Annotated in this window: 1 pseudogene; it reads right to left on the reverse strand. The window is 46.5% G+C overall.

The annotated features are described in order from the left end of the window. Positions 1-482 (reverse strand): annotated as a pseudogene (locus R7O13_RS29745) (sodium:glutamate symporter); the annotation flags it as partial. Between the last annotated feature and the right edge of the window lie 75 nt (positions 483-557).

A 557-nucleotide genomic window follows, 5' to 3' on the forward strand; every position in this document is an offset into this window, starting at 1 on the left:
AAGCCATCTTCCCAACCAAGACCCGTGAAAATATCTCCCACAACTGAGGCTGAACCGTGACCACCCATGAAACCCGCAGACATTGTGACGCCAAAGCCAGGATTGATTTCTGGCCAGAAAAATGTAGTTAAGAGCAGGCCAAACATTGCAGCAAATAACCACTGTGAGACAGAAGCAATTTGGTTAAATGCCCATAACGAGCCTGCACGTTGTGCGACAACTTTTGGGGATGGAACATCCGTTGCTAACCCTAACGCAGAAAAAAGTGCAGCGGTTAATAGGCTTGCGTTAGCGGTAAACGTGTCTGTCCACGGTAATAGATCGAGCATGGCAGGGCCAAACACGAGACCAAATAAACCTGCCAATACAGCAGATGGAATGTACATGCGTTGTAGCAATGGCGTGTGCACGCGAATCACTTTCGCTACAATCAAAAGTAAGCCTGCGATGGCTAAGTCAGTCAGCATTAGACCTTTTGGCATTTTTTGTCCTCCAGAAAATGCATTCAAGGGGCATCATCCTTTTGACCAACCTTGATGAAATAAATAACTCCACGT

Source organism: Vibrio sp. Y176, assembly GCF_033438945.1.